The sequence below is a fragment of the Streptacidiphilus sp. P02-A3a genome, assembly GCF_014084105.1.
Lineage (GTDB): Bacteria > Actinomycetota > Actinomycetes > Streptomycetales > Streptomycetaceae > Streptacidiphilus.
The window spans coordinates 6,962,426-6,983,445 of record NZ_CP048289.1 but is presented as its reverse complement, the minus strand read 5'-3'; the positions used below and the strand labels follow the sequence as shown (position 1 = coordinate 6,983,445).

Here is a 21,020-nt window from a genome sequence, read left to right as displayed (position 1 = left end):
CTGTCCCCGCCCGCCGTGGCCGCGGCACACCCGGCCCCTGGGGTGCGGGGACACCTTGCCCGATCGGCGGACAGCGGGAGTGGAGGAGGCCGAGTTGCGGGCCCGCTCGGCCCGCTCGGCCCGCTCGCAGAGTGATCTGGCAGGCTCCCTGCATGGCGATGATCCCTCCTCCCGATGCCGCAGACTTCACCTTCGCGTTGGCCGACGCTCTCGACATCCCGGTCCGCGTGCGCTCCGACGGGGTGCTGGCGAAGTGGGACCGCCGGAAGGCGCCCAAGGCCGTGCAGCCGTGGCCGACGGCCGCCGCACTCCCGGCGGACGGCGAGTACCTGGTGACGACCACGTGGCGGCAGCTCGTGACGGCGGCGACCAGCGCCGGCCGCGACCTGGCACCCTGGCTGCGCAGGACGCCGGCGTTCGCCGTCAACGAACTCATCGCCCGCGTCGCTCCGTTGCAGGCGTACCTGTCGCTCAAGGACGTCACGGCACCCGACGGAGCGGCGGGACGGCGTCTCTTCGTGAACGCCGTCTACCGCCACGGCACGGAGCGCAGCGCCCACGCCGCCTTCGGCTACCACCTCGGCATGACGATGGCCCAGTGGCTGACCGTCGGCATGGCGGGGCTGCCGGCCACCGTGCACCTGGAGGCGTGCGGGATCCCCGAACTGGCGGACCCGACGAAGAAGCTCCCGGATCTCTACGGCAACCACCTGGCCGAGGCACTGCCATGGCTGATCGAGGCCAAGGCGCGCAAGTCGCTGGGGGCGGGTGACATGCGCGACGGACAGTGGCAGTTGAACCAGGCAACGGCGGAGCTGGCCGTCCCGCACCGGCAGGTGCTCTGCGGAACGGTACTGCCGGAGCCCGGCCGCTGGGAGGACGACCACCTCGTCATGATGGTGCACACCGCCCTCGTCGGCCCGTCCCCGGGCGGCGGCGTCCACTCCCTGCCCAACCCCCCGAGCGGCGGTGGGGTACCACCGCTGGACGAGCTCCCCGACGAGCTGCTCAGCGTCGCCCGGGACCAGCTGCTGGTCTTCCGCGCCCTGGCGTTCGGAGCGGTGCAGGATCTGCGGGTCGTCCCGCTCGCGGACACGGAGGCGGATCTGGCTGCACCGTTCGTGCGGAGGAGCGCGATCAGGCCGGTGGAGCGGGATGCCGGTACCCACGAGCTGCGCCGGATGGTGCTGGACGGAGAGCTGCCCTACGAGTGGGTCCGGGAACAGGAGAGCCCGGTAAGGGAGTTCGTGGTTGGGCGTATCCCCGGCATCGGTCTTCACCTGGGCCTGTCGCGTGGCCTGTACGCGGCCTGCGCCCGTCTGCACCAGGTGCAGGCAGAGGTCCCGGCGGAGGAGCCCCTGTTCCCCGCGGATCCGTTCCTGGTGCGGCGTGGGGACGACGAGGAGCGCGAGGAGATGAGTCGTGAGGCGCGGCGCACCTTCTACGAGCGCGAGGACGAGCGATTGGTGACGGCCAAGCGGGAGATGGCCCGCGCGTACGCGACCCAGGAGGTGCCAGCCGGGCTCCTGCGCGGCGCTCCCGTCGTGGTGGAGCGGCCGGAAGCCAGAGGCGGGCTGTTGGAGGCGAGGACAGCCGAGACATACGTGGCCGTCGAATCCACCGACCCGATCCTGTCGGGCCGCCGTCGGGGATCGACCGGGTGAGGGCGTCGGACCATGCAGCGTGACCTCGAAGGACAGGCGGGCTATGATCCGCGCGGTACTGCGCGGCTTCCTGGTGCACTGGCGCACCGGGGGGTCCGTGGACGGGGTCGACGCAGGGTTCGCGGCCCTGGTCCGCGCACTTGAGCGGGAGGAGGCCGCGGATGACTGAGGCCGCGCCTCACCCCGCACCACGAGACGGGTGCTACTCCGGGACGCTGCGCTTGTCCCAGAGCGTTGGCCAGGTACATCTCGCGGCAGCCGTCGGTTTTGTGGCGATACCGGCGTGATGATGGATGCTGCAAACGCGTTGGCTGTGATCAGGGCTCTGGGGGCGCGGGGTGCTGAGGTGTGGCTCGGGGACGGCGGCGGGGGAGTTGACGCTCTCCTCGGTGGGCAGAGCCGTCCGCACAAGGATGTCGACCCGGGCCCGAGGCCCCCTGGTCGTGCGGGTACACCGGTGCCTGCGTACTGCCGCTGTGGGGCGCTATGGGGTGGGTGCCAGGGTGGGTGCCAGGGTGGTGGCCAATCCGGCCATGAGGATGTCCAGGCCGCGTTCGAGTTCGGCGGCGCCGTCGTAGCTGGCCAGCGTCGAGGCAAGGCCGCGCAGCAGAGGGAATTCCCGGATGGATAGCCGGTGCAGGCCGAGGCGTAGGAGGTCGTCGGTCTCCTCGGGATTGTCGACGAGTTCCTGGAGTTCGTTGAGAACATGGCCGTGGAGGAATCCGAACAGGGCGCGGTAGATGTGCAGGGCATTGGTTCCGCTGAATCCGGCACGGCCGAGGAGGGCGAGGACGGCTTCCAGCGGACGCAGGGTGCCGGGGGGACGTAGGGCCAGCGGGGTGGCCAGGGGGCGGGTGACCAGCAGCGGCACGGCGTGCGGGTGGTCGAGGGCGAGACGGCGGTAGTTGCGGGCGACGGTGCGCAGTTGGGAGACCCAGTCGGGGTCGGTGGGGTCCACTTGGAGCTGGTCGAGGACGGTCTCGGCGACGCCGTCGAGCAGGGCTCAAGCACTGAACCCAAGCACTGAACCCGCAGAACCTGCGATCCCCGGTCGGCGGTGGCCGGCGACATCGATCCCGATTCCCAGGCACCGGTACCCGGGTCCGATCAGTGGGCCCCGATGTCCAGGACCGTGGTCGTCGGGGGACAAGCGCGTTATTGTGGCAGTGACGTCCCAGACCCGACGTGGCTATGCGGCAGTACTCAGGTGCCTTCGTGCGGGCGGACGATTCCTCGCCCCCGCGGTGGCTCCTGTGAGGGTGCCGTCCGACTTCGCGGGCCCATGCGGGCACAACGGCGCGGAGCCGGGCAGCTACCTCTGTCCTGTTCCATTCTTCCGCCACAGGGGACACGCGCACGGCGGCACCGGACCACGGCTGTCGCGGTGCCGCTGCCCGGCCATCCTGGGATCGAGGCGTCATGCCCACTCAGTACGGATTGAACCTTGATCGGACGGATCGCGGCAGCCAGTCGACCATCGTCATGGCGGGTGAACTCGACCTGGACACCGAGCCTGCTCTGCGTAGCATGATCGAAAACTGCCTGCGCGAGGGGATGCGCATCATCGATGTCGACCTGACCGGACTGACCTTCTGCGACGTCAGCGGCCTGAACACGTTCCTCGCCGTCACCAGGCTGGCGCGGACCGACGGTGTGGTCCTGCGCCTGCACGATCCCGACCCCACGCTGATCCGACTGGTGGACCTGACCGGCACCGGTGCCGTCCTGTCCCTGACGACCAGGTCCGCCCCCACCCCCACCCTCGCCCTCGCCCCCGCCCTCGCCCTGAGTGGATCTGCCTCCTCGGTCTTGCGCTCGGGGATGCCGGACGACGCGCGCGGACACCATCAGCGCCTGCGGCGACGTGCTCCACGATGCCGTCACAGCGGATGACCAGCCCCGCCATGGCCGAAGTCCTGCGGCTCCTGCTGAACGACCGGCTGGAGGCCGCTGACGAAGTCGTTGCCGCTGGGGCGTCGGCGCTCGGTGTGGACAGCCTCGCGGTATCCCTGGTCACCGGGTCCGGTACCACAGAGCTGCTGTGGTGCTCCGCCGAGATCGGTCGGCACTTCGAGGACCTGCAACTCACCCTCGGCCAGGGCCCGGGGCATGACGCGCTGCGCACCGGAGGGCTGGTCACCATCGCGGACCTGGCCCGGGTCCGCCAGGACCGCTGGCCGGTCCTGGCCGCCGAAGCGCCCGATCTGGACGTCCGCGCGGTGTTCTGCTTCCCGATGGGGCTGGGCGCGCTACGGGTGGGCGTGATGACCGGCGTTCGCAGCATCCCGGGCCCCATGGCCGGCCAGCAGGTCGAGGACGCCCTGGCCCTGGCCTCGATGCTGACCACCCGCTGCCTGAACGGCACCGACCACGCCACCGACCTGCTTCCCTTCGCTCCACCGCACACCCTGCAGCACGCCGTCATCCACCAGGCCACCGGAATGCTCAGCGTCCAACTCGCGCTGCCCCTGACGCAGGCCCTGCTGCGGCTCCGCGCCCACGCCTACGGCATGAGCCGACCTATCACCGAGGTAGCCCAGGACATCGTCGACCGGCGGTTGCGCCTGGACATCGGTACCAACGGACATGCCCCGACTCCGCCTGCCGCAGACAAGGAATGATCGCCATGACCCGCGAACAGCAGCTCACGAAGGTCTTCGTGGAAGTCGCCGACTCCCTGATCGCCGACTTCGACCTCATCGACTTCCTCCAGCAGTTGTCCGTGCGCTGTGTGGAACTGCTGGACGTGGCCGCCTGCGGGGTCCTGCTGGCCGACGAGCACGAGCTGCTACAGGTCCTGGCTGCCTCGGACGAGCACACCAGGCTGCTGGAGCTCTTCGCCTTGCAGCACGACCAGGGCCCGTGCGTGGAGTGCTACCAGAGCGGCCAGCCGCGCACCAACATCAGCCTCGGCGACGCGGACGCCGTCGGGCGGTGGCCCCAGTTCACTCCCGTCGCCCGCCGGTCGGGCTTCTCCTCCACCAACGCCATTCCACTGCGGCTGCGCGGTCGGGTCATCGGCGTCCTTGGTCTGTTCCAGACCAAGGACAACGTGTTGAGCGAGGAGGACATCACGTTGGCCCAGGCGCTGGCGGACGTGGCCACCATCGCGATACTGCAGCAGCGCACGCTCGCCCACAGCGAAGTCGAGCGTGGACAGCTCCAGTACGCGCTCACCAGCCGTATCGTCCTGGAGCAGGTCAAGGGCATCCTGGCCGAGCGTTGGCAGGTCACCGCCGACGAGGCGTTCACCGCTTTCCGCACCTACGCCCGTGCCAACCACCACCAGCTCTCCCACCTGGCCCGGCAGATCGCCGACGGCGCGTTCGACACCGACCGGATCCCACGCTCGCCCGAGCCCCGATCGCGGCACTGACCCCTCCTCGTACCGACGCCCCTGGGGGCCTGGTGCCTTCCCGGCTGAAGCAGGGGGGCACAGGCGCCCCCAGCGCGCCAAGGCGAAGTACCGGAACGGCTTGCCCTGGCGGTGGGTGGCGCAGTGCTGTGCCGACCGTCGGCCGCCACGGGGGGAGTTGCCGCGAACCCTTCAGCAGGTCGCCTGTCCTGCGGTGAGTGCGGTCGCGAGGGAGTCCATGTCCGGCGGTCACCACCTGACTGTCGACTCCCTCCTCTCATGCGTGCAGCCAACCGGTGGGATCAATGATCTAGCTAAGGCTTGTCCCGTAATCGATCATGGTGTCGTTGTGGGTGTGCCGATCCCTCGACTGCCGGGGTGGTTATGCGGCCTGGGCGAGGTTGTGGAGGTGGGCGATGCCGAGGATGGCGTGGTGGACGCCGTCGCCTTCGAGGCGGCAGTCGCGGAGGATTTTCCAGTTCTTCATGCGGGCGAAGACGTGTTCGACGCGGGTGCGGACCTGTTTGTGGGAGTGGTTGTGGTCCTTCTTCCAGTCGGGTAGTTCTTCGCCGGTGGGGCGGCGGTGCGGGATGAGGAGGCCGGTGCCCTGGTAGCCGCCGTCGGCGATGGTCATGGTGCGTCTGACGGCGGCTTTGGCGCCGGACTCGCTCCAGGCCCGGCTGTCGTGGCGGTTGCCCGGCAGCGGCTTGCCGATCGCGACGACCAGGCGGGTGTCGGCGTCGATGACGACCTGGTGGTTGGTGGAGTAGCGGTAGTTCTTGGTCTGCTCGGCGATGCTGTGGTCGCGGTGGGTACCAGGATCCCGTCCACGATGAGCACGGTGTTTTTGCGGAACCGCTGCCGCTGCTTGAGGGCGAGTTGGGGTCCGAGTTGGTCGATGATCCGGCCGGCCGCGGACTTGGAGACGCCAAACAGCGGCGCCAGCTGGCGAAGCATCAAGTTGGTCCGCCAGTAGGCGGCCACCAGCAGAACGCGGTCCTCCAGCGACAACGACCACGGCCTGCCCGGCCTGGGGGCGTCGACCCCTCGCGACGCAGAGCCGCGAGCAGCTTCCCGAACGAACGAGGACTCAACCCGGTGAACGGGGCTATCCACGACGGCTCCGACGCCGTGATCACACCAGCCACACCATGATCATCCCATCCCGACCAGAGGTTACGGGACAAGCCTTAGTTAGGAGCCAAATCCGCTGCAACTGGCAATTGCGTACGCACCTGAAGCTGTAGCCGTCTTCGGACTGCCATTTCCCACAGTGACGGAACAGTTGACCGTTCCGCCTGTTGCTCCGGTAGAAACCGTGAGTTCACCGCCCTTGACGAGGCCACTCGAAGTAATTTCCTTGTTCCATGGAAGCGTGGCGACCGTTGACTGGCTGGTGGACCAATTATTGTCCTGCCAGTTGCTGTAGGAGATCGTGACGCCATTTGCTGTACCGGTCACTTGATAAGTGATCGTCACTTTCTTGCTTGCCTCGTGACTGACGCTCGTGGCGACGACGACAGTAACGATGATCCCGATGAGGACGACCAGCCCGCCACAACCCAGGCAGCCGATTTTCCACTTATTGCGTGGTTGTTTCTGCGGTGGTCCTTGTGACCCCCCACCGGCCTGCTGCCACTGCTGGGACGACTGCTGTGGCCATTGTTGAGGTGACTGCTGCCATGATTTCTGCGAGGGCCCTTGCGGGGTCGAGGGCTCCTGTGGCTGGGGCTGCTGGTCGGTCATGACACACCTCGGAGTGCTAGCGATTGACTTCACCTTCGCAAGCCAAAGGTTCCCTTGCCAGCCGAAAGGGTCCGAGTGGGTGATTTCGTCGATGCAGAAATATCCGGGGATGACTTGGGCAGCGCGTTGTACGTCATGCGGGGCGGTTGGCGCGTTCGTCTGCCCGCTACTGCTGTAGTTGATTCCAGTGATCACCCTGGCGTCCATTTCGGATACACCGGAACGGCTGGCCTGGCGTGCGATCTTCCGAGACTCAGTCCAGGCATGTAGTCGGCCTGCCAACTCCATGAAGCTTCGTTCGCTGGACCGCCCGTCGGCGTGGTCCGCCCAGGCCCATAGTCAGGAGCGGATGGCGAAACCGGGGCCCTACCTCACGTCGTTGTACCCCGTGCGACATGCATCGCACACAGGCACGCCCTCGACCACCAGCACGGCTTCGCTATTCTGCGGCAGCAACGGCTCGCCCGGTTTGGCTGGCAGGGGCCGCGTCGCGGCGTCCATTTTGAGCCCAAGGCCACACAGCGTCTTTCCGTGCGGCCCGGTGACGTGCCACTTGTCCATCGGGCGGGGATCGTCCGGGTGCGCGGCGCTGTATTCCACCTTGAGTTCGTACATGTGGTCATGGTCGCTCCATCTCCGGCCGTCCGCGACACGAAGCAAAAGGGGCCTCGCCCACCATAGGAGGCGGGGCTCGACCGCCGCTTCACCCCGGATGAGCTGTGGGCCCACGGCCGACTACGGCGGGCGCATACTTCCCGGGAGTGGGCGGGGAGTGAACGGGGAGTGGATCAAGAAAGTATAGCCAGGCGAGACCAACGCAGACCAATGGCCTGAACAGCATCTATGCCGAAACTGGACGTTGAAAACGTGTCGGGATGTCCTTCGGGACGAAGAGGCCGTGGGTTCAAATCCCGCCACCCCGACCCGAGGTCAGGGGCCGTATCGGAGAGATCCGATACGGCCCTTGATGCGTTGTACAGCACGGAAGTACAGCAACCACCCTGGCTCTTCCCGACCGCCCGCAGCGCTGGCTCAGCCTTGATGCTAACTTGACTCTGTCGGTGATCTTGGTTGGTCAAGGTCAGGTGCCGAGGGTGCGCCAGGACTTGGATCGGGGAATCGACTGCTGGTCCAGGAAGGTCTGGAAGGTGGTGGGCGGTCTCGATGATGAGGGTTTCTCGGTCTCTGGTTGGCTGCTGAGTCGTTCGATGTTCACGGCGATGGCTGTGAGGACGTGTTGCAGGTGGGCTTTCGGCTGTCCTCGGTAGCGGCAGCGGCGCATGCCGTGGCCGTGGGCGAACTCGTTGATGGTGCCTTCCACCCCGGAGCGGACCGCGTATCGGGCCTTCCATTCAGGTGTCTGCTGCTCGGCGCGGACGCGGACTTGCAGGTCACGGAGTTCCTGTGGGGGAAAGCCCACGTTGCGGGCGTCGCTGGAGCTGGTGCACCGAGGCCGATCCGGGCACGGCTGGCACTGGCCCTTGGTGAATCGCGCCACGATCAGGGGTGCCGCGGTGGGTGAGGAGGTCGGGTAGGGGCCGTGCCAGCCCGCGCTGACCTGGCCCCGGGGGCAGGTCACTTGTCGGCGGCCGAAGTCGATGTGGAAGTCGTCGCGGTCGAAGCCCTCGCTCCTGCGGTGCTGGCGGGTGGGGTTGCCCGGCAGTGGCCCGGTGACGGTGATCTCGTGTTCGCGGGCGGCTCGTTCCAGGTGGACCAGGGAGGTGTAGCCGCCGTCGACCAGGTGCTCGGCGGGCAGCAGTCCGCGACGCGCCAAACGGGTGTGGATGCCCGGCAGGGCCTGCCCGTCGTTGGTGGCGGCCGAGGTGGTGGCCACGTCCGTGATCAGGTTGACGCTGTCGGAGGCGCACGTCTCGGTCAGGTGGGCGGCGAAGCCCTTCCAGCGGATGATGTGCCCGTGCCGCACGTAGCGCGCCGTGACGTCGTAGGGGGAGACGACCGCCGAGGAGGAGGGCGGCAGCCCGCCGTCCTCGGCGGTGCGCCAGCACAGCCTGCCCGCCGCGTCGCGGTAGTAGTTCTGCACCACGATCTGCCGCAGGGCCTCGGCCTGCGGCCCGGAACCGTAGGCGGCCCCGCTGCGCTGGAGGACCTCCAGCAGCCGACAGGCATCGTCGCCGGCGGCCAGGATCCGGGTCTTGGGCCGGGTGGGGTTCTTGCCCAGACGCACCGGGCGGCCGTACCGACGCCCCCAGTCCTCGTCGACCAGGCCGACCAGTAGGTGCCCGGCCGTGCGGGCCACTTCTTCGAGCGCGGCTCGGACCGCCTCGGTGACGAGCTCGAGTCGGGTCAGGTCACGCACCGCGGCCAGGACGTGGGTGGAGTCGGTGCGCTGCGTGGTGCGCTCGCCCACGAGGCCGGCCTCCTTCAGGCGGGCGAGCGCCAGGTCCAGGAGCCGGTCGGCTCGGTCGTCCTGGGCCAGGCGCTCGCGGAAGTCGCCCAGCACGCTGTGGTGGAAGCCGGGATCGTCCAGCTCTATGGCCATCGCGTACTTGAAGTCGATGCGGCACCGGACCGCCTCCGCTGCCTGCCGGTCCGACAGGCCAAGCAGGAACTGCAGCACGCAGACGGTAGCCAGTTGGGCAGGCGAGAGCCCCGGACGCCCGTCGCGCGGATACCAGTCCGCGAAGTCCTCATCGCACCACAGCCCGTCCAGCCGGTCCCGCACCCACATCGCCGTCGTACCACCCGGGTTGCTCGCCCGGGCGATCTGCGCGGTCAGAGACGGGACTTGCCCACCGGAACGAGGGTGAAGCGACAACGAACACCTCGGCAGCTGAATCGGACGACGAAACAGCCCGAGCATGCCCACCGATCACGCTCGCACACCGGGAAGCACCAAGATCACCGACAGAGTCAAGTTAGAGGGCGGTGCCGCCGCTGGCGTCGAGGGTTTGGCCGGTGATCCAGCGGGCGTCGTCGCTGACGAGGTAGGCGACGACGTCGGCGATGTCGGCGGGGCGGCCGATGCGACCGAGAGCGACGTTGGACGAGGCTTCGCGCTGGCCGTCGGGGTTTTCGATGAGCCAGGCGTTCATGTCGGTCAGTACATAGCCGGGGGCTACGGCGTTGACGGTGATGCCGCGCGGGCCGAGGGCTTGGGCGAGTACGCGGGTGAAGGTGTCGATGGCGCCTTTGGTCATGGTGTAGGCCAGGATGTCGGGGATCGCGATCCGGGTCACGGCCGAGGACAGGTTGACGACGCGGCCGCCGTCGTGCAGCCGGTCGAGGACGCCTTGGACCAGGAAGAACGGGGCGCGCACGTTGGTGGCGAAGAGGGTGTCGAACTCCGTGGGCGTCATGGTGTCGACGCCCTTCATGACGGTCGTGCCGGCGTTGTTGACGAGGATGTCCAGTCCGGCGGGAGCGCCGAGGTTGGCGAAGCCCGCGTCCACGTCGTCCAGGAGGGCGGCAAAGTCGGTCGATCCGAGGTCACCACGAACGGCGAAGGCTTGGCCGCCGTCGGCTTCGATGTCGGCGACAACGTGCTTGGCCGCAGCGTCGTTCCGGGCGAAATGTACTGCTACCAGCGCACCGTCGCGGGCCAATCGTTCAGCCGTGGCACGCCCGATGCCCCGGCTCGCGCCGGTCACCAGGGCCGTTTTGGTTGTCAGGGTTTTGGCTTTGTTCATGAGGGCCATTCAACAGACGAGGTCATCCGATGACTGGCGGCATTCGGACGTGACGTTGAAGGCCACCAACCCGTGAAACCCCTTGCCATCAGTCATCCAGGACGTGGTCGAGGGCTTCGTGGCGGACGGTTCTGATCGCCCGTTCGCGGTGGGCGTTGTACCGGCAACATCGCTCAGCTGTAGCGATGACTTTCCGAGCGGGACAGGAGGCGCAGTCCGCAGACGCCGCCCGGGAGGGTCGGCCTCGGTGCGCGCAGGGTGATCTTGACAGGCGTGGTTAATGCCATTAGCTTAAAGCTAACGCATCTAGCAATCTGGAGCACGGCAATGACTGAATACCTCACCGTCGACGACGGAAAGATCGCCTACGAGGTGACCGGCGGGGGGCCGCTGGTCGTCCTGGTCCCGGGCATCGGCAACAACCGCGACGCATACCGATTCGTCACGCCGCGACTGGTCGAGGCCGGCTACCGGGTCGCGGTCGTCGACCTGCGCGGTTGCGGCGAGTCGAGCGCGCAGTGGCCGTCCTACACCCGCACCGACATCGCCGGCGATCTGATCGCGGTGATCCGCCGACTCGGAGGTCCGGCGGTACTGGTCGGCCACTCGATCTCCGGCGGTGCCGCCACCATCGTGGCCGCCCAGGCTCCCGACCTGGTCACCGGCATCGTCGAACTGGCACCGTTCACCCGCAAGCAGACGTTCAAGCTGGGTGACCTGCGGGTCAGCCGCTACCGCAAGGGCACGGTCCGCATGATCGGCACCATGCTCGGCAGCCTGGCGTCCTGGAAGAGCTACCTCGGCCTCGCCTGTCCCGGAAAGAAGCCGGCCGACTGGACCGCCGACCTCGCCCGGATCGATGCCATGCTGCGCGAGCCCGGCCGGATGAAGGCACTGCAGAAGATGACCCAGGCCGCACCGGCCGACGCCGGCGCTCAACTGGCGAACGTGCACTGCCCGGCTTTGATCGTCGAAGGCTCGCTCGACCCCGACTGGGCCGACCCGCAAGCCGAGGGCGAGGCGATCGTGGCCGCCATGCCGACCGGAATCGCCCGCCTCACGATGATCGAGGGGGCCGGCCACTACCCGCACGTGCAGCACCCCGACGAAGTGGCGTCCCTCGTGATCGCCTTCCTGCAGGCCAACGCCCGTGCCTAGGGCGGGCCTTACTCCAGCCGCGGTCATCGACGCCGGGGCGGGGCTCGCCGACGAAGTCGGCTTCGCCAACCTGACCATGGGCCTGGTGGCCGAGCGGCTCGGCGTGCGGACACCCTCGCTCTACAAGCACATCGACTCCCTGGACGCCCTTCGTCGCGGCATCGCCATCCAAGCCAAGAGCGAACTCACGCACACGGTGGCCCGGGCAGCCGTCGGCCAGTACGGCCCCGATGCGGTCCGCGCGTTCGCCGATGCCTACCGCCGCTGGGCCCTCGACCACCCCGGCCGCCACGCCGCCACCGTTCGCGCACCCGCAGACGATGACGAGGAGGACCGGCGTGTGAGCAACGAAGCTGTGCAGGTCCTGTACGACGTCCTTGGCGGCTTCAAGCTGCACGACGCCCGTATCGTCGACGCCGCCCGATCGCTACGGGCGGCGATCCACGGCTTCACCGCCCTCGAAGCCGCCGACGGCTTCGGTCTGACCCGCGACGTCACCCGCAGCTACCACTTCCTCATCGAGAGCTTGATCACCGGTCTGCAGGCCGACCAACTCGGCCACTCCACCTCCCCGAAGGGCGACCACGACGACCCACACCCGTCCGAGCACCGGTATCACGGAACAGGGACGACGACCCCCGACTGAAAGCGACCACCCGCTACCCGCAGCACCGCAGGCCCTCACCGCGCCGCACGGCTTCGCGACGCCTGAGGCAGCCACCCTTGTCCAGCTCGACGCCGACATCGACGCCGACATCGACGCCGGCTTCACCCAAGCGATCGCCTGTCGATCACGGCCTGTAGGCCGCCACCACTCCCCTCGGCTCCAGGCCGGACCCTCAGCGCCCAGTCGCGCTGATCAACCACAGGCGGGCATCATGATCGACACGAAGAGCGAGCCGAAACGACCCGGGCACGACAACCTCCGAGGCGGCCTGCGTTTCGCCACTGAACTGATCGCCTGGGTGTCCACCCCCTGGGCCCTTTGGCCGCACTCCATCGCGCTGGCGATCGGCGCCGTCGTGCTGCTCATCGGTCTGCCCACCATCTTCAGCACCCCGGGCGACCGGCCCGGCGGTGACGCACCCGTCGCCGTGCCGGGCATCGTCACCATCCTCTTGGTCCTGATACAGCTGGTGGCGGCGACGGCGGCTGCATGGGTGCTGTGGCCCACCTGGACCGCCGCGACGGTGACCTTGCTGTGCCTGATCGTGCCATTCACCGAGCTACCTCGCTGGCGCCACCTGTTGAGCGCGACCCATCAGTGACTGCCACACGCGAACCCCACGGCTGTCGCCGCCGCGACGGGTGCTGGACGCCTCAGGGGGAGGCTGTGGGTCTGGCCAGGACCAGATCGAGCCTGCCGATGTCGTCGTCGTTCAGCGGCAGCGGGACCAGCGGGACCAGCGGGTCGGTGGGTGGGTCGTGTCGGCGTATGCCGAGGTGGGCGAATCGGCCGGGGTCGCTGATTGGGTCGGGCCCAGCGCGGAGCGGGGTGGCTTGCTCCGTCCGGCAGGCCCGGACCCAGCCTTCCGTCACCTCCGGCAGCGCCAGGCGCAGTTCCCGGACCTGGTCCGCTGGGTCGGCGGGGACCGCGCACGGCGGCCTACCTCAGGAACACCAGATACACCAAGGCGAACACGGCGACAACGCCGATGTTGACGGCCAGTCGCGGACCGAACCGGTTGCGCAGGAAAAACACGTCCACACCCACGATGACCGCCACCATGGCCAGCACGTACAACGCGACGAAGAGTGACCTCATAGGGCTCTTCTACCCGCAGCTCGCGGCGAGTACCAGGGGCGAGACCCTTTGTGCCGTGGTCGCACCGTAGCCGGGTACTCGCCGCCCAGCCCAAGGTGGTGGTGGTCCAGCCCTGGTCGAGCAGGCGCATGGCCTGGTCGATGGCGGCGGCGGGGCCGGGGCGGGTCCCGGCGAACGCGAGGGTTGCCAGGGTGCGAGGGTCGCCTACGGTGGGGTGGTGCATGTGGTGGGTGCCGCCGCCCGAGAGCGGGCGCACGTCGTGCCGGGACCAGGTGCGGGCAGATGCGGGGCTTCTGACGGCGAGTTCACCGACCATTTCCCTCGGGTGCGGGTCCTCGACCCCGGGTCCGACCGTGGAGCGCAGGCCCGCGATCAGGGTCCCACCTTGGCTTCATCCTGGCCCTGCTCGGCGCGGGCCTGCCCAACCGGAATCCTGGGCGGGTCCGGCGGCCGCGGCTGAATCCGGCCGAAGTCCGTCCCGCCCGGCCGCGAGTATCTCGATGGCCTTCGACTGGTCGGAGCGCCCGGCCTGGTGGGAACGTGGTGCTCGCAATGACTGACTGGCTGTCGGATATCCGGCGTACATAGTAGGTGTGCGACAGACCAGCAGTCGGCAACTGCCAGTCAAAAAGCCTTCCTTACCCGTTGGTGGGTCGATCGTCCGCGCCCCCGGGGGTCATCGGCCCGGCGGCGCACGGTCAGCACGGCCTCCTCGTCGCGATCGAACCCTACTGGCCTGCATGTATGGCGTCAGCTCAGTGTGCATTGGATCACATCGGACAGATGTCCGGTTCATCCACTTCTTGATCCATTAGCGGAGTCCGAGCCTCCGTTTTCATCACTCGCTCTTACCGGATTCGCCCTCAGGCTCCGGTATTCCTTTGGGGGTTGAATGACGGAATCCACGGGGGGAGCTATCGCTGCGTCCCTCCGCGGGATCACGACTGTACGCACACAGCGGAGGGAGCCAAGCCATGCTGCGACAGCGGGCGGGGCGGGACATCGGGGCGATACGCGCCCGAAGGAGACGAATACGGCTTCGGCTCATGGCGTGGAGTGCCGTGATCGCCGCCTGGGCCGTCGGCATCGGTCTGGTCTTCGGGCAGAGCGCCAGTGCGCTCCCCGCCTCCCATACCCCGGTGACCAGCGGCAAGGTGAAGGTGCAGCCCGATCTGGGCAAGTCCGTCACGGGTCTGACACGCGTCCCGGTCAAGGAGGTGCACACCTCGAAGGCCGCTGACAGCACGTTCGTCCCGTCGCACACCGCCTGGCCCGCGGCCGCGGGAGGGGCGCTCGCCCTGGGTACGCCCGGCGCCAGGGCGTCGGCCTCCGGTCCGGCGTCCGTCGCGACCGGGACTCCCGTGTGGGCCCAAGCGGTTGCCCCCGCGCACGGCGGCTACAGCGGGCCCACCGCCCTCGGCGTGGGCGTCCAGTCCCGTACGCTGTCGGCCCGGCTGGGCGTGTCCGGTCCGGTGTGGACGCTGTCGGACACCAGCGGTACGCCGCACGGCAAGGGCAACGTCCGGGTCGGCCTCGACTACGGCGCCTTCAGCCAGTCGCTCGGCGGCAACTACGCCCTTCGTCTGCACCTGGTCGAACTGCCCGCGTGTGCGCTGACGACCCCGCAGCTGGCGAAGTGTCGTGTCGAGACGCCGCTGGCGTCGATGACCGACGCCAAGTCCTCCAGCGTCTCGGCGGTGATCAGCCTCGGTTCCTCCGGCGGTGCCGTCGACGCGGCGTACTCCACCAGCCCCGGCACGCGGACGGCTGACGTGTCGTCCGCCGTGTACACGGCGCGGGCCCCGCAGGCGGTGACCGCCGAAGCCGCGTCCACCTCGGGCGCGGCGACGGTCATCGCGGCGACCGACTCCACCGGCCAGGAGGGCGGCGCGGGCGGCAGCTACGCCTCGACCCTGTCCTCGGCCGGGTCCTGGGCGCAGTCCGGCTCGTCCGGTGGCTTCACCTACACCTACGACGTGCAGGTTCCGGCGGCCTCGACCCCGCTGGCCCCGGACGCCTCGCTCTCCTACGACTCGGGCAGCGTGGACGGCAAGACCGCCGTCACGCAGGCGCAGTCCTCCTGGGTCGGCGACGGATGGAGCACGGACGAGTCCTCCATCAACCAGCAGTTCACCCCCTGCGACGACACTCCGGAAGGCAGCGCGGGCTCCGTCACCACCAACGACGAGTGCTACGCCGGTCCGATCCTGACGCTGTCGCTGAACGGGTCCTCGACCTCCATCGTCTACGACGCCTCCACCGGCAAGTACCGCCTTTCGGACGACAACGGCGCCACGGTGCAGAAGGTGACCGGCTCGAACAACGGCTCAGGCACCTACGACACCTCGTACTGGGTGATCACCGAGCGCGACGGCACCACCTACTACTTCGGCCGCAACCAGCTGCCGGGCTGGGCCTCGGGCAAGGCCACCACGAACTCGGTGGACAGCGAGCGGGTCTACGCCGCGCACTCCGGCGACCCCTGCTACAACTCCACGGCCGCCAGCAGCTACTGCACCATGGCCTACCAGTGGCACCTGGACTACGTCACCACCGTGACCGGCGCCGCGATGGCCTACTACTACAACCAGGACACCAACTACTACGCGGCCTACGGCGGCGCGGACAACGGCTCGTCCTCGGTCCAGTACACCCGCGACTCCTACCTCGCCCACGTGGACTACGGTTTCACCACCGCGACCGGCCCGTACGGGACCGTCCCGGACAAGGTCGTCTACAACACGGCCGGGCGCTGCACCTCGACCAGCGCCAACTGCGGCACGTCCGAGACGTCCGCGAACGCCGCGTACTACCCGGACGTCCCGTTCGACCTGATCTGCGGCTCGGGGGCGACCTGCGGCAACCAGGCCCCGTCGTTCTTCTCGACGGTCCGACTGGCCTCGATCACGACCGAGCAGTACTCCGTCGCGTCGAGCGGCTACGTCACCGTCGACACCTACGCGCTGACCCAGACCGAGCCGAACACCGGTGACGCCACCAGTGCCACCCTGTGGCTCTCCACGGTCCAGCGCACCGCGTCCGACACCACGGCGGGCGGCTCGACCTCGCCGATCACCACTCCGCCGGTCACCTTCACGGGTTCCGCGCTGGAGAACCGCGTGAGCACGTCCACCTACCCGGGCATGTTCCGCTACCGGATCACCGACATCACCACCGAGACCGGCGAGAACATCGGCGTCTCCTACACGCTGCCGTTCGCGTGCAACACCTCGGCGAACCCGTCCGCCAACGCCGGCTCCTGCATCCCGGAGTACTGGACGCCGCAGGGCTACATCAGCCCGATGCTGGACTGGTTCAACAAGTACGCGGTCAGCGAGGTGCTGGACACCGACACCACCGGTGGCTCCGAGGCCCTGGAGACCGACTACTCGTACGCGGGCCCGGCCTGGCACTACGACGACGACGAGACCACCCAGGCCAAGTACCGCACCTGGGGCGAGTTCCGCGGCTACCAGCAGGTGACGACCACCACCGGCAACGGGGCGAGCGACGCCAGGACCGAGCAGGTCAACAGTTACTACCAGGGCATGGACGGGGACTGGCTCTCCCCGACTTCCACCCGCAGCGTCTCGCTGACCGACTCGCAGGGCGGCACCCACACCGACTCCGACCAGCTGGCGGGGAAGCTGCTGGAGTCCACCTCCTACCTCGGTGACGGAGGCGGAGTCGACCACTCGGCCATCTACTCCTACTGGGTCTCCCCGGCCACCGCGACCCGGACCCGCTCCGGCCTGCCGGACCTGACCGCCAACACCACCGGCACCGCCGAGGAGTGGACGCGGCAGCGACTGACCGACGGCGGCACCGTCTCGTGGCGCTACGGCGAGACGGACAGCAGCTACGACGCCAACCCGTCGGACGCGAACTTCGGTCTGCCGACCTATCTCTACACGCACTCCGTGCCGGTCAACCCGGCGTACGACCAGTGCACCGCGACGGCCTACGCACCCGCGAACACCACCCTCAACCTGGTGGGCCTGCCCGCGAGCTCCGAGACCGACTCGGTAGCGTGCTCCGGCTTCACCGAGGGTTCGGTCCCCTCGGTCCCGAACGGCCTGAACACCCTCGGCGCGCCCGCCGGCGTGACCCGGCCCGACCAGGTCGTGAAGGCCACCGAGACGTTCTACGACGACCCGACCTTCGCCACCGCCTTCCCGCAGAAGGCCGCGCCCACCCTGGGTCTGGCCACCATGACCCGGGTCGCGACGGGCTACAGCGGCGGCGCGTTCACCTGGCGCACCAAGACGCAGAACACCTACGACGGGACTTACCACCGCGTCGCCAGCTCCACGGACGGAAACGGCAACACCACCAGCACCGGGTACACGGTCAACGCGGCCGGTCTGACGACTGGTCAGACACTCACCCAGCCGACCGTGAACGGCGTCGCGCACACCAGCTCGGTCACCTTCGACCCCGAGCGGAACCTGCAGCTCACGTCGACGGACGTGAACGGCGTCGTCACGACCACGCAGTACGACGCACTGGGCCGAGTCACCTCGGTCTGGAAGGACTCGCGCCCGACCACCAGTCTGGCCAACGTGACCAACACCTACACGGAGTCGAACAAGTCGATCTCCGGCGTGGTCACCAACACCCTCAACGACAACAGCGGCTACCTGACCTCGGTCACCATCAACGACTCGCTGGGCCGGCCGCGCCAGACGCAGACCTACACCCCGCAGGGTGGACGTCTGATCGACGACACCTTCTACGACTCGCGAGGATGGGTCGCCAAGAGGAACACCGACTACTGGGACTCCACCACCACACCGACGCTCGCGCTGGTGTCGGTGGCCGACAACCAGGTCGCCCAGCAGGACGTCTACACCTACGACGGCCTCGGACGGCAGGTCTACGACACCTCCGAGAAGAACGGCGTCGTGGTCACCACCACGACGACGGTGTACAACGGCGACACCACGACCGTGATCCCGCCCACCGGCGGCGTGGTCAAGGCGACGCGCTCCGACGCCCTCGGGCGCACCGTCGAGGTGGACGACTACTCGACCGCGCCCACCCTGACCACCCCGTCCAACACGACCACCGGGATCTTCTACCTGACCGGTGGCACGACGACAGCCACCACGTACGGGTACGACGGCCACAGCCAGCAGTCGACGACCACCGACGCCAAGGGCGACAAGTGGACCACGACGTACGACCTGGCCGGTGACGCCGTCTCGAAGTCGGACGCGACCGCAGGTGCCACGACCATGGCCTACGACGCCGACGGCAACCTGTTGCAGACCGAGGACTCCCGAGGTGACTACACCTCGTACACCTACGACGCGCTCGACCGGAAGACGGCCGAGTTCGCCGCGCCGTCCTCGGGGCAGGTGGCCTACACCTCCACCACGTCGCCCGGCAACGAGACGGCGTCCTGGGTGTACGACAACGCCAACAACGCCGTCTCCGGCATGACCGACGCGATCGGGCAGACCACCACGACCACGTCGTACACCGGCGGCTACCCGTATGTGGAGCAGGCGGTCGGGTTCAACGTCTTCGGCGAGTCCCTGGGCGAGGAGACGATCATCCCGTCCGGCGCGCAGGGCACCACGCTCGGCAAGACGTGGAAGATCACGCACACCTACACCAGCGTCCTCGGCCTGCTGTTCACCGACGGCTACGGCCTCGGCGGCGGCCTTCCGGCCGAGACGGTCACCCACACCTACAACAACCAGGACATGCCCAACGGCCTGGCCACCACCTCCTACAGCTACGTCTACGGCACCACCTACTCCGCCTACAACCAGGTGGCGCAGGTCCAGCTCGGCGGCTCCACCAGCGACTTCGCCACCGTGTCGGACACCTACGACCCGCACACAGGCAACCTGACCGACCAGCTCGTCACCCGCTCCACCACCACCCCGGCGAGCGTCGACGACACCTCCTACAGCTACGACCCTTCCGGGAACATCACCCAGCAGACCGAGGCCCGCCTCGGCTCCGGCACCACCGCCGAGACCCAGTGCTTCAGCTACGACGGGCTGGACCGGCTCACCGCGGCCTGGACCGCGACCGACAAGTGCGCGGCCACACCGACGAGCGGCAACGACTCGACGGTCGGTGACGGCATCTCCGGCGGCACGTACTGGACCAGCTGGACCTTCGACGCCATCGGCAACCGGCTGACCCAGGACCAGCACTCCCTGACCAGCGGCACCAGCGACACCGTCACCACCAACACCTACTCCAGCACCCAGCCCAACACGGTCACGGGCACCACGAACACGGGAGGGTCCACCAGCTCCACCAGCTACGGCTACGACAGCACCGGCGACACCACCACCCGCGACACCAGCACCGGGAACCAGACCCTGAGCTGGGACAACGACGGCCAGCTCACCAAGGTCGCCAACGCGACGACCAACGCGAGCACGTCGTACGTCTACGACGCCGACGGCAACCTGCTGCTCCAGGTCGACCCGAGCGGCACCACGCTCTACCTCGGCAGCGAACAGGTCACCGTCGCCGGTTCCACCACCACGGGCGTCCGCTACTACGGCGCCCCGGGCGGGACGACGATCGTCCGGACCGGCACCGGCAGTCTCTACGACTTCGAGATCGCCGACCAGCACGGCACCAGCACCCTGTACCTCGACTCGACGGCCCAGACGCCCACCTGGCGCCAGTTCGACCCGTACGGCAACGCCCGCGGGGTCAGCTCCAGTTGGATCGACAACCGCACCTTCCTCGACAAGACCACGGACCCGGTCACCGGTCTGACGGATGACGGCGCACGCTTCTACGACGCCACTCTGGGGCGCTTCATCAGCCTCGACCCGGTGTTCGAGGCGACCAGCAGCCAGCAGCTGAACGGATACAGCTACGCCGGTGACAACCCCGTCGACCAATCGGACCCGACCGGACTGTACGAGAGCGGATGCAGCGGCGATGACCCCACCTGCACCCTGCGCACCGTCACCACCTCCACCGGGCAGCAGGTCGTGGACGGCCATCCTGGCGACGACTACCAAGCGACGCACAGCGACTGGCAGTCCTACGACGACGGCGCGATCATCTACCACCACCACCAGGCGCTCAGCGAGCAGCAGTACCAGGCCGAGCAACAGCAGGACTACGAGCGGGAGTACCGGGCCGACCAGCAACAGATAGCGGCTGAGCAGAAGGCGGCCGCAGCGGCGCAGAGCGGATGGTTCAGTTCCTTCCAGCACTTTGCCCGCGAGACCGCGTCGGTCCTCTCGGACGCAAGCTCCGTGGCCGGCGTCATCTCAGCCGCGGCTGCGATCGCGACCCCCTTCTGCGGCCCTCTCGCGGAGGCCTGCTTCACCGTGGCCACGGCTGCCGGTGCCATTTCGACCGGCCTGGCCGGAGCCGCGGCCGTCAGCGACCTGGCGGGCGGTGACATGCAGGACGCCGAGGCGAACGGCGTGGTCTTCGGCGTCGGGCTCGTGACCGGCGGCCTGGGGGCCGTACCCGGGAAAATCGCAGAGGCGGCTCCTTTCCTGAAGGACGGAATTTCCGGAGTCATCACCAGGGCGGGCGAAGACGCCGAGAAATCCAGCTGGGGCAACGGCCATTACTCAGCGAAATTGATCAACAGGGCAGCGGCAATCGGCATGGGGCTCCCCGGGGCACTGGCCGGCGCGGACGGGCTTTGCCAAGAACACTTTGGCTGCTAGCAACGCGAGTAAACC

Annotated in this window: 15 protein-coding genes and 2 pseudogenes; 9 read left to right on the top strand and 8 right to left on the bottom strand. The window is 68.4% G+C overall.

Going from position 1 to position 21,020, the window contains the following annotated elements; translation table 11 throughout:
- The first annotated feature begins 152 nt into the window (after nucleotides 1-152).
- Together GXP74_RS41075 and GXP74_RS41675 are read left to right on the top strand one after the other, a co-directional pair.
- Complete coding sequence (locus GXP74_RS41075; RefSeq protein WP_225448280.1) at nucleotides 153-1,664, top strand: hypothetical protein; 1,512 nt, start codon at nucleotides 153-155, stop codon at nucleotides 1,662-1,664.
- Between the two features lie 43 nt (nucleotides 1,665-1,707).
- Nucleotides 1,708-1,833, top strand: a complete 126-nt coding sequence (locus GXP74_RS41675) for a hypothetical protein (RefSeq protein WP_255528163.1) — start codon at nucleotides 1,708-1,710, stop codon at nucleotides 1,831-1,833.
- Between the two features lie 315 nt (nucleotides 1,834-2,148).
- Here the strand turns inward: GXP74_RS41675 and GXP74_RS29370 are convergent, their stop codons facing one another.
- Entirely contained in the window at nucleotides 2,149-2,622 is a 474-nt protein-coding gene (locus GXP74_RS29370; RefSeq protein WP_225448279.1) for a TetR/AcrR family transcriptional regulator C-terminal domain-containing protein, read from the bottom strand.
- Between the two features lie 461 nt (nucleotides 2,623-3,083).
- Here GXP74_RS29370 and GXP74_RS29365 point away from each other — a divergent pair, with 461 nt between their 5' ends.
- From GXP74_RS29365 to GXP74_RS29355, 3 genes are read left to right on the top strand one after another with little or no spacing between them, the layout of a single operon-like run.
- A complete protein-coding gene (locus GXP74_RS29365) occupies nucleotides 3,084-3,557 on the top strand; it encodes an STAS domain-containing protein (RefSeq protein WP_182454259.1) in 474 nt (157 codons plus the stop codon).
- Complete coding sequence (locus GXP74_RS29360) at nucleotides 3,554-4,285, top strand: ANTAR domain-containing protein (protein ID WP_182454258.1); 732 nt, start codon at nucleotides 3,554-3,556, stop codon at nucleotides 4,283-4,285. The genes GXP74_RS29365 and GXP74_RS29360 overlap by 4 nt, the downstream gene beginning before the upstream one ends.
- A 5-nt stretch (nucleotides 4,286-4,290) precedes the next feature.
- The gene (locus tag GXP74_RS29355) at nucleotides 4,291-5,040 is read left to right on the top strand and encodes a GAF domain-containing protein (protein WP_370468471.1); all 750 of its coding nucleotides are present in this window, start codon (nucleotides 4,291-4,293) and stop codon (nucleotides 5,038-5,040) included.
- A gap of 361 nt (nucleotides 5,041-5,401) precedes the next feature.
- Here GXP74_RS29355 and GXP74_RS29350 read toward each other — a convergent pair.
- The 5 genes and pseudogenes from GXP74_RS29350 to GXP74_RS29330 all read right to left on the bottom strand — a co-directional run bounded on the left by GXP74_RS29350 (nucleotide 5,402) and on the right by GXP74_RS29330 (nucleotide 10,412).
- Nucleotides 5,402-6,167, bottom strand: a pseudogene (locus GXP74_RS29350) (transposase).
- Between the two features lie 46 nt (nucleotides 6,168-6,213).
- Nucleotides 6,214-6,765: a hypothetical protein gene (locus GXP74_RS29345; protein WP_182454256.1), complete on the bottom strand. Its 552-nt coding sequence runs from the start codon at nucleotides 6,763-6,765 to the stop codon at nucleotides 6,214-6,216.
- A 366-nt stretch (nucleotides 6,766-7,131) separates the two neighbouring features.
- Nucleotides 7,132-7,380 (bottom strand): hypothetical protein, encoded by a 249-nt coding sequence (locus GXP74_RS29340; protein WP_182454255.1) that lies wholly within the window; start codon nucleotides 7,378-7,380, stop codon nucleotides 7,132-7,134.
- 466 nt (nucleotides 7,381-7,846) lie between these two features.
- Nucleotides 7,847-9,454 carry an IS1182 family transposase gene (locus tag GXP74_RS29335; RefSeq protein ID WP_255528068.1) on the bottom strand — a complete coding sequence of 536 codons (1,608 nt, stop codon included), beginning with the start codon at nucleotides 9,452-9,454 and terminating at the stop codon, nucleotides 7,847-7,849.
- A gap of 187 nt (nucleotides 9,455-9,641) precedes the next feature.
- A complete protein-coding gene (locus tag GXP74_RS29330; RefSeq protein ID WP_225448278.1) occupies nucleotides 9,642-10,412 on the bottom strand; it encodes an SDR family NAD(P)-dependent oxidoreductase in 771 nt (256 codons plus the stop codon).
- Between the two features lie 327 nt (nucleotides 10,413-10,739).
- Here GXP74_RS29330 and GXP74_RS29325 point away from each other — a divergent pair, with 327 nt between their 5' ends.
- The 3 genes from GXP74_RS29325 (at nucleotide 10,740) to GXP74_RS29315 (ending at nucleotide 12,838) form a co-directional block, all read left to right on the top strand.
- Nucleotides 10,740-11,570, top strand: a complete 831-nt coding sequence (locus GXP74_RS29325; protein WP_182454253.1) for an alpha/beta fold hydrolase — start codon at nucleotides 10,740-10,742, stop codon at nucleotides 11,568-11,570.
- Entirely contained in the window at nucleotides 11,563-12,216 is a 654-nt protein-coding gene (locus tag GXP74_RS29320) for a TetR/AcrR family transcriptional regulator (RefSeq protein WP_182454252.1), read from the top strand. The genes GXP74_RS29325 and GXP74_RS29320 overlap by 8 nt, the downstream gene beginning before the upstream one ends.
- Nucleotides 12,217-12,448: 232 nt before the next feature.
- A complete protein-coding gene (locus GXP74_RS29315; protein ID WP_182454251.1) occupies nucleotides 12,449-12,838 on the top strand; it encodes a hypothetical protein in 390 nt (129 codons plus the stop codon).
- Nucleotides 12,839-13,176: 338 nt separating this feature from the next.
- Here GXP74_RS29315 and GXP74_RS29310 read toward each other — a convergent pair whose 3' ends face one another.
- Complete coding sequence (locus GXP74_RS29310; protein ID WP_182456987.1) at nucleotides 13,177-13,335, bottom strand: hypothetical protein; 159 nt, start codon at nucleotides 13,333-13,335, stop codon at nucleotides 13,177-13,179.
- Between the two features lie 211 nt (nucleotides 13,336-13,546).
- Nucleotides 13,547-13,699 (bottom strand): annotated as a pseudogene (locus GXP74_RS42315) (transcriptional regulator); the annotation flags it as partial.
- A 682-nt stretch (nucleotides 13,700-14,381) separates the two neighbouring features.
- Between GXP74_RS42315 and GXP74_RS29300 the strand changes: the two are divergent.
- A complete protein-coding gene (locus GXP74_RS29300; RefSeq protein WP_182454250.1) occupies nucleotides 14,382-21,005 on the top strand; it encodes an RHS repeat-associated core domain-containing protein in 6,624 nt (2,207 codons plus the stop codon).
- Nucleotides 21,006-21,020 lie beyond the last annotated feature (15 nt).

Bases quoted from the DNA above. Each gene is read 5' to 3' on its own strand.
- GXP74_RS41075 (WP_225448280.1), top strand. From the start codon at position 153: ATGGCGATGATCCCTCCTCCCGATGCCGCAGACTTCACCTTCGCGTTG.
- GXP74_RS41675 (WP_255528163.1), top strand. From the start codon at position 1,708: ATGATCCGCGCGGTACTGCGCGGCTTCCTGGTGCACTGGCGCACCGGG.
- GXP74_RS29365 (WP_182454259.1), top strand. From the start codon at position 3,084: ATGCCCACTCAGTACGGATTGAACCTTGATCGGACGGATCGCGGCAGC.
- GXP74_RS29360 (WP_182454258.1), top strand. From the start codon at position 3,554: ATGACCAGCCCCGCCATGGCCGAAGTCCTGCGGCTCCTGCTGAACGAC.
- GXP74_RS29355 (WP_370468471.1), top strand. From the start codon at position 4,291: ATGACCCGCGAACAGCAGCTCACGAAGGTCTTCGTGGAAGTCGCCGAC.
- GXP74_RS29345 (WP_182454256.1), bottom strand. From the start codon at position 6,765: ATGACCGACCAGCAGCCCCAGCCACAGGAGCCCTCGACCCCGCAAGGG.
- GXP74_RS29340 (WP_182454255.1), bottom strand. From the start codon at position 7,380: ATGTACGAACTCAAGGTGGAATACAGCGCCGCGCACCCGGACGATCCC.
- GXP74_RS29335 (WP_255528068.1), bottom strand. From the start codon at position 9,454: ATGTGGGTGCGGGACCGGCTGGACGGGCTGTGGTGCGATGAGGACTTC.
- GXP74_RS29330 (WP_225448278.1), bottom strand. From the start codon at position 10,412: ATGAACAAAGCCAAAACCCTGACAACCAAAACGGCCCTGGTGACCGGC.
- GXP74_RS29325 (WP_182454253.1), top strand. From the start codon at position 10,740: ATGACTGAATACCTCACCGTCGACGACGGAAAGATCGCCTACGAGGTG.
- GXP74_RS29315 (WP_182454251.1), top strand. From the start codon at position 12,449: ATGATCGACACGAAGAGCGAGCCGAAACGACCCGGGCACGACAACCTC.
- GXP74_RS29310 (WP_182456987.1), bottom strand. From the start codon at position 13,335: ATGAGGTCACTCTTCGTCGCGTTGTACGTGCTGGCCATGGTGGCGGTC.
- GXP74_RS29300 (WP_182454250.1), top strand. From the start codon at position 14,382: ATGGCGTGGAGTGCCGTGATCGCCGCCTGGGCCGTCGGCATCGGTCTG.